Origin of the sequence: Streptomyces sp. YIM 130001 (assembly GCF_003574445.1) — a bacterium.
Taxonomy (GTDB): Bacteria; Actinomycetota; Actinomycetes; order Streptomycetales; family Streptomycetaceae; genus Streptomyces.
Genome location: NZ_KZ984556.1, coordinates 296331 through 302720 on the forward strand (window position 1 = coordinate 296331; position 6390 = coordinate 302720).

Sequence of the window (6390 nt, forward strand, 5' to 3'; positions counted from 1 at the left end):
TATCGAGTGGAACGTTGGGTCCGCCCGGCCCCGCCCACCGGGCGGGCCCGCGCACCCCGGCTGATGCTCGGCTCGGAGGTGACGCAAGTGCCGGTGAACAAGCTGCGCATCGTGTGTGCGACGGCGGTGGTGACGACACTGCTCGCGGGGTCCGCCGCCGCTGCGCCGGGGCCCGGCGAGCAGCAGTCGGTCGGGCAGCTCCTGACTCAGCTGCAGAAGCTGTACCGCCAGGCCGAGCAGGCGAGCGAGACGTACAACGCCACCGAGGTCGCGCTCAAGAAGAAGCGGGGCGAGGCGACCCTGCTCGGCAAGGACCTGAGCAAGGCCCGCAAGCAACTGACCGAGAGCCGTGCCGCGGCCGGCCGGCTCGCCCGCCGGCAGTACCAGGGCGCCAGCGAACTCTCCCCGTACGTAAGGCTGTTGCTGGCCCGCGATCCGCAGTCCGCGCTCGACCAGGGGCATGTGGTGCGCCGTCTGGCCGACCAGCGGACCAAGGCCATCGGCCGGCTGGCCGACGGGGAGAAGCAGGCGGCGTCGCTCGCCACCCGGTCCCGTGCCGCCCTGAAGAAGCAGACCGCGCTCGCCGACCGGCAGAAGAAGCAGCGGGACACGGTCAAGAAGCGGCTGGCCGAGGTGGAGGAACTCCTCGCCGGACTCAGCGCCGACGAACTCGCCGAATTGGGCCGCCTGGAGACCGCCGGCGCCGAGAAGGCACAGAAGTCGCTCCTCGCCTCCGGCGCCCTGGGCGCTCCGGGCTCCCCCGGTTCACCCGCCGCCACGCGCGCCCCGTCCTCCGCCGGGAACAAGGCACTGCGCTACGCCGTCCGCCAGATCGGCAAGCCGTACGTCTGGGGCGCCGAGGGCCCGAAGGCGTACGACTGCTCCGGGCTCACCTCACAGGCCTGGGCGAACGCCGGCGACACGATCCCGCGGACCTCGCAGGAGCAGTGGAAGGAGCTGCCGAAGGTGCCGCTGAAATCGCTGCGCCCCGGCGACCTGGTCGTCTACTTCCCCGACGCCACGCACGTCGCCCTCTACCTCGGCGACGGCCTCGTGGTGCAGGCCCCCCGCCCGGGCACCAAGGTCAAGGTCTCCCCGATCGCGGCGAACCCGCTGCTCGGCGCGGTCCGCCCCGACCCCGGCGCCCCCGCGGTCGACGACTACAGCCCGCCGAAACTCCCGAAGGGCGCCCGCAACGGTTCCGACAGCGGCTACGGGTCGGCCTCGGCGCCGGCCGGATCTGCGGAGCCTGCTGCGTAGGGGATACGCGCAAGCCGCCGCCCCGGTGCGCGCACCTGCAAGGCAGGTGCGCGCCCGGGGCGGCGGCGTATGCCGGATTCCGCAGTTTCCTCCTCGGATTCCGCAGTTTCCTCAGATTCCGCGGCCTGGGACCTAGGAGCGGGAGCCGACGCTCGAGGAGGACGCGCCGTCAGGACCGGCGCTCTGCTCGCTCTCGCCGTAGTAGGCGTCGCCGTTGCCGTCGATACCGCTGACGGTGCTCTCGGAGGACGCCCCGTCAGGACCGGCCATCCGCTCCGACTCGGCGAACGACGGACCCGACGCGCCCTGCTGACCGCCCAGCCACCCGCCGGTCATGTCGCCGAGGAAGCCCGACCCGATGTGGCTCGTGGCGGCGCCGTTCTCGGTCGCCACGGCGGTGTGCTCGCCGTAGACCGGGCCGGCGTCCGCGAACGCCGCCCCGGCGCCGCCGATCAGAAACGGCACGACGACCGCGCCGACTGCCAGTGCCTTGGGGATGCTGCGCATGAATGATTCCTCACGTTGTTCCGTACGAGCGGAGTGACGCCCGGTCCGGCACCTGGGGAAGCACGGTCCGAGCCCGGCGGCGACGGGAGATCTCCGCTCTCGTATCTCCGCCGCCACCTCGCATTCGGCTCCGGCGGTAAGGGGGATTGCCCTGAAGGTGAGCCAATTCTCCTATTCATTCGGGAGAGTGAGGAATCACCCCTCCTGCCGCACATACGATCCACTGCCCCTTACATGCCCCCTACGTCCGGCCGCCCCGCTCGGCCCGAAAATTCCGTGGCGGCACAGACCAATCCCTCGGGCCGTCCGCTCCGAATAGGAGGCATCAGCGACCGAACGCAGTTCTGCACTTCGTGCCGGGGCTGCCGAGAGGGGATGCATCTTCGTGATAGTCCGACGCTCAACTCGCCTCACCGCACTGCTGGTTCTGCCCGCGGCGCTCAGCCTCGCGGTCGCCGTGCCGGCGATGGCCCACGACGGACACGAGGGGCACAAGTCCGGTACGGCCAAGGCCGAGGACGGCGACACGTACCAGATCGACCTGGCCCAGCTGAACGGCTCCGGCGCGAGCGGCGCCGCCCTCGTCAGCCTCGACGGCAAGAAGCTGACCGTGAAGGTGGACGCCAAGGGACTCGTCCCCGGCCAGCCGCACGCCCAGCACATCCACGGTTCCACCGACGGCCACGACTTCCGCTGCCCGGACAAGAGCGCGGACAAGAACGGCGACGGCATCGTCACCACCGCCGAGGGCCTGCCGGTGTACGGCGACATCAACATCTCCCTGACCACCAAGGGCGACACGTCCAAGGACAGCGGTCTGGCCGTCGACCGGATGCCGGCCGCGGACAAGGACGGCAACCTCAAGTACTCCCGCACCATCCCCGTGTCGCAGGACGTCGCCGATCACCTCAAGGACCTGCACGTCGTCCAGCACGGCATCGACCCGAACGGCAACGGCAAGTACGACTTCGGCAAGGGCAAGAGCGAACTCGACCCGAAGCTCCCGCAGGAGGCGACCGCGCCTGCGACCTGCGGCATGGTCAAGGGCGCAGCGGTCGGCTCCATGCCGGTCGGCGGCGTCGAGACCGGCACCGGCGCCCCGCAGGGGGACAGCATGTCCACGGGGCTGCTCGCCGCCGGAGGCGCGTCCGTGCTGGCCGCGGGCGGACTCTTCGTCCTGCGCCGTCGCAACCGTACCGACGCGGCGGCCGGCCACCAGGGCTGAGCCGCGACGGAAACGGACAGCCGGCCGGGCCGCGGTCCGGACGACGATCCGGACCGGCGGCCCGGCCACGGCGCGGGCTCCGGCACAGGAGCGGATACGGGCACGGGCGCGGCCGTGAGGCGCTCACGCCGGACAGGCATCGGAAGAGGCAGAGGGTCAGGGGACGCCATGAGCGGGACGCACAACGCCGAGGACGACGGGCACGGAGGCGGGAAACCACCTGAGCCCGGCGCCGAGGAGCGGCCCGGCGGCGAGGAGCCGGTCGAGGAGAAGCCCGACCACGGGGATCCGGTCGAGGAGAAGCCCGACGATGCGGAGCCCGGCCCCGAGAAGCCGTCTCGCCCCCTCCGCAGGCGCCTGCTGATCGTCGGCGCCGTGGCGGCCACGGTCATCACCGGCGGCCTCGTGGTGGCGCTCGGGACGGACGACGATCCCGCCCGGCCCCCACCCGTCTCCGCCTCGTCCACCGGCAAGGCGGGCAGCGGATCCGCCGACCCCGGCAAGGCCGGCCCGTCGCCCCGGCAGGGCAGCAAGATCGCCCAACCACTCCCCGCTTCCCGCCCGTCGGGCATCTCCATCCCTTCTCTCAAGGTCACCTCGACCCTGGAGAAGCTGGACCTGGACAAGAACCGCGCCATGGAAACCCCACGCGACCCGGACAAGGCCGGCTGGTACCGGCCCGGGCCGACCCCCGGCGCACTCGGCCCGTCGGTCATCGCCGGGCACGTCACGTGGAACGGGGAGCGATCCGTGTTCTTCGAGCTCGCCGAGCTCGCCCCGGGCGACCGGATCGACGTGAAACGGGCGGACGGCCGCACGGCTCACTTCACGGTCGACCGCACCGCGGTCTACCCCAAGGACCGCTTCCCCACGGTCGAGGTCTACCGCAACATCGACCATGCGGGCCTGCGCCTGATCACCTGCGGTGGCACGTACTCCGAGGCCGACCGCCGCTACGCCGACAACGTGATCGTCTACGCGACGTTGACCGGAAGCACCGGCGGCTGAGCGGGAGTTGTCCGGAGTCGTCCCCCGCGCTACCGCAGCGGTTCACTCAGTTCCACCGAGCGCAGGGCCGCCGCAAGGGCGCGGTCGTCTCCGACATCCAGGGCCGTGTCGGTCAGTTTGATCACGTGCTCGTCGCCGTGTGCCAGGGCCTGGTCGACGACATCGCCGGCCGTGACGGCGCCGGGGAGTTCGTAGGCGACCGGGGCGTCCGGGGCGTACATCGCGGTCACCGCGGCGGACGCCGTCCACGCGGCCCGCAGGCTCGGCACCCACAGGGCGCAGGGCAGGGCGGGCAGGGTGCGCAGTACGGCGTTGGGCGCGGTGGCGGCGTGGACCAGCATCGTCTCTTCGCCGTGGCCGTGAGTGGCGTAGCGGTGGGTGGCCGCCCGGACGAGATCCGTGAGGTGGCGCTTCGCCTCGTCCGGGTCCGTGACCGTGGCCGCCCACACCGGCAGCGCGGTGACCCGGCCGAGCCGGTCGGGGAAGCCGCCGGTCCGTTCGGTCAGCGGCACCACCGCGTCGAGCGCGGCGTCCGCGCGGTCCGCTCCGGGCAGCGGCGTGACGTCGCCGACGGCATGGTGCCTGGCCGCCCAGTAGCCGAGCCCGTGGGCCAGCTCGTCGAGGCGCGGCCGGGTGGCTTCGCCGGCGAGCAGGGTGCGTACGGCGTGGCCCACGCGGATGGCCGGGTGGGTCGAGCCGCCGTACATGCCGGGCAGCAGCCGGGGCCACCACTCGGTGAGCACGTCGCGCCACGGGCGCTCGGCGATCTCGCGCCGGAAGTACCCGATCCAGTCGGCCGCCCGGCTCGGATCGCCGAGCGCGGCACGCCAGTTGGCGTCCGTCACCGGTTCGACCGCGGCCGGGAACTCCTCGAGCTTGCTCGCGTACAGGTCGAGCCACCGGTGCACCGACGCGGCCCTGCCGTGCGCGGCGAGGGCCTCCACGGCCATCGGCGCGTGGTTGGTGAGCCGTCCGAGCCGCTCCGGGCCCGTGGCGTGCAGTCGCTGAAGGGCCTCGTCGAGAACGCCTGTCGTATCCATGAGCAGGACGCTAGGCGGGCGGCAGCGGGAGCGTAACGGGCCGGGGACCTAGGTCCTGAGACGCGCGTCTTCGGACTCCGGCCCTGGTCATCGCGCGTCTCCTGCTCCCGCTGCTCCCGCGCGGACGCCGGGCCGGTCAGCCGGGTCAGGCGGGTCAGGCGGGTCAGGCGGGTCAGGCGGGTCACGAGGAGGTCGGCCTCCCGGGGGTCCGTGCGGACACCGAAGACGTCGCCGAGGAGCTGGGGCACGTGCTGTGGCTCGACGGTCTCGGTGGCCGGGTCGCGGTCGGGGCACTCCGTGGTCCAGGTCAGGACGTCGAGGGTGTCGTGCCGGTCCGTGCGCAGCCGCTGGATGTACGGGCGGGTGACGAACGGGGAGCGGTGGTGCGTGGCCACGTAGTGGTTCCCGACGGCGTAGTCGACGGGGTACTGCGGGGTCTCGGTGAAGACCTGCCGCACCGTCCAGCCCTCGGGTCCCTCCGGGCCGTCTCCGCGCTGGTGCACCGCCCGTCCCGGGGAGCCGCGGGTGAGGGTCCGGCGGTGCAGCAGGTACGGCCAGGGTCCGGCTTCGCTGCGGCTGCCGTCGGCGAGTTCGAGGGGCTCCAGCGGACTGGCTCCGAAGCCGATGTCGTGCAGCCGACGGGTGCCGTCCAGGTCCACGATCAGCATGGCGTGGGTCGCCGGCCGGGGGGGGTGCCGGCGTCGGCGCCGAGCTGCACGCGGGCGGAGACGGCGGTGAAGCGGAATCCGAGCTTCTCGAGCGCGGCGGCGAAGAGCACGGTGCGCTCGTAGCAGTAACCGCCCCGGCCCCTGCGCACCAGCTAGTCCTGGACCGACGGCAGGTCGAGGCGCACCTCGCGGTACAGGAAGCTGTCGATGGTGTCCCACCGCACGGTCAGTACGTGTGCGCGTTGCAGGGCGCGCAGTGTCTCGAGGGTGGGTGCTCGGTCGCCCTCGTAGCCGAGGTGCGCGAGACAGGCGTCCAGGTCGAGGTGCCCACTGCCCCACATATCAGGCTCAACCGCCTGGTCCCGAGCCGCTGTTCCGGTGGGGCCGTCGACGTGCCGGAGCGACCCCCTACTGCGGTAGCACCCCCGTCTTGGCTCCCGGGTATGACGCCCGGCGCGCGGCCGCCCCCGCACACTCCGGGCGTCGGCACGAGAAGCACACGAGAGGGCGGACCATGAGGCTACGCAAGGGCACTCGGCGGCAGGCGGACGAGTGGACGGAGGCGGAAGCCGCCCACGCACAGGCCACGCAGGCCGCACAGGCCGCACAGGCCGCACAGGCCGCACAGGCTCAGGGGGATTCTGGTCTTGCGGTGGAGTTGCGGGGTGTGCGGCGGGTGTTT

7 protein-coding genes and 1 pseudogene are annotated in these 6390 nt (G+C 72.5%); 3 read left to right on the forward strand and 5 right to left on the reverse strand.

Features of this window, described 5'->3' with window-relative positions:
• Positions 1–126: 126 nt before the first annotated feature.
• Positions 127–1260, forward strand: coding sequence for a C40 family peptidase (locus DSC45_RS18555; protein ID WP_240434719.1), 1134 nt, complete (start codon positions 127–129; stop codon positions 1258–1260).
• Between the two features lie 132 nt (positions 1261–1392).
• Here DSC45_RS18555 and DSC45_RS18560 read toward each other — a convergent pair whose 3' ends face one another.
• Complete coding sequence (locus tag DSC45_RS18560; RefSeq protein ID WP_119292319.1) at positions 1393–1767, reverse strand: hypothetical protein; 375 nt, start codon at positions 1765–1767, stop codon at positions 1393–1395.
• Positions 1768–2152: 385 nt separating this feature from the next.
• Between DSC45_RS18560 and DSC45_RS18565 the strand changes: the two genes are divergently transcribed.
• Positions 2153–2992 carry an LPXTG cell wall anchor domain-containing protein gene (locus tag DSC45_RS18565; protein WP_119292321.1) on the forward strand — a complete coding sequence of 280 codons (840 nt, stop codon included), beginning with the start codon at positions 2153–2155 and terminating at the stop codon, positions 2990–2992.
• Positions 2993–3349: 357 nt separating this feature from the next.
• Positions 3350–4000: a class F sortase gene (locus DSC45_RS18570; RefSeq protein WP_240434720.1), complete on the forward strand. Its 651-nt coding sequence runs from the start codon at positions 3350–3352 to the stop codon at positions 3998–4000.
• Positions 4001–4029: 29 nt separating this feature from the next.
• Here DSC45_RS18570 and DSC45_RS18575 read toward each other — a convergent pair whose 3' ends face one another.
• The 4 genes and pseudogenes from DSC45_RS18575 to DSC45_RS36425 all read right to left on the reverse strand — a co-directional run bounded on the left by DSC45_RS18575 (position 4030) and on the right by DSC45_RS36425 (position 6049).
• The gene (locus DSC45_RS18575) at positions 4030–5040 is read right to left on the reverse strand and encodes a questin oxidase family protein (RefSeq protein WP_119292323.1); all 1011 of its coding nucleotides are present in this window, start codon (positions 5038–5040) and stop codon (positions 4030–4032) included.
• A gap of 266 nt (positions 5041–5306) precedes the next feature.
• A pseudogene (locus DSC45_RS36415) lies at positions 5307–5708 on the reverse strand (arylamine N-acetyltransferase); the annotation flags it as partial.
• A complete protein-coding gene (locus DSC45_RS36420; RefSeq protein ID WP_240434712.1) occupies positions 5702–5857 on the reverse strand; it encodes an arylamine N-acetyltransferase in 156 nt (51 codons plus the stop codon). The pseudogene DSC45_RS36415 and the gene DSC45_RS36420, both read right to left, overlap by 7 nt.
• Before the next feature lie 3 nt (positions 5858–5860).
• Positions 5861–6049 carry an arylamine N-acetyltransferase family protein gene (locus DSC45_RS36425; protein ID WP_240434713.1) on the reverse strand — a complete coding sequence of 63 codons (189 nt, stop codon included), beginning with the start codon at positions 6047–6049 and terminating at the stop codon, positions 5861–5863.
• Between the last annotated feature and the right edge of the window lie 341 nt (positions 6050–6390).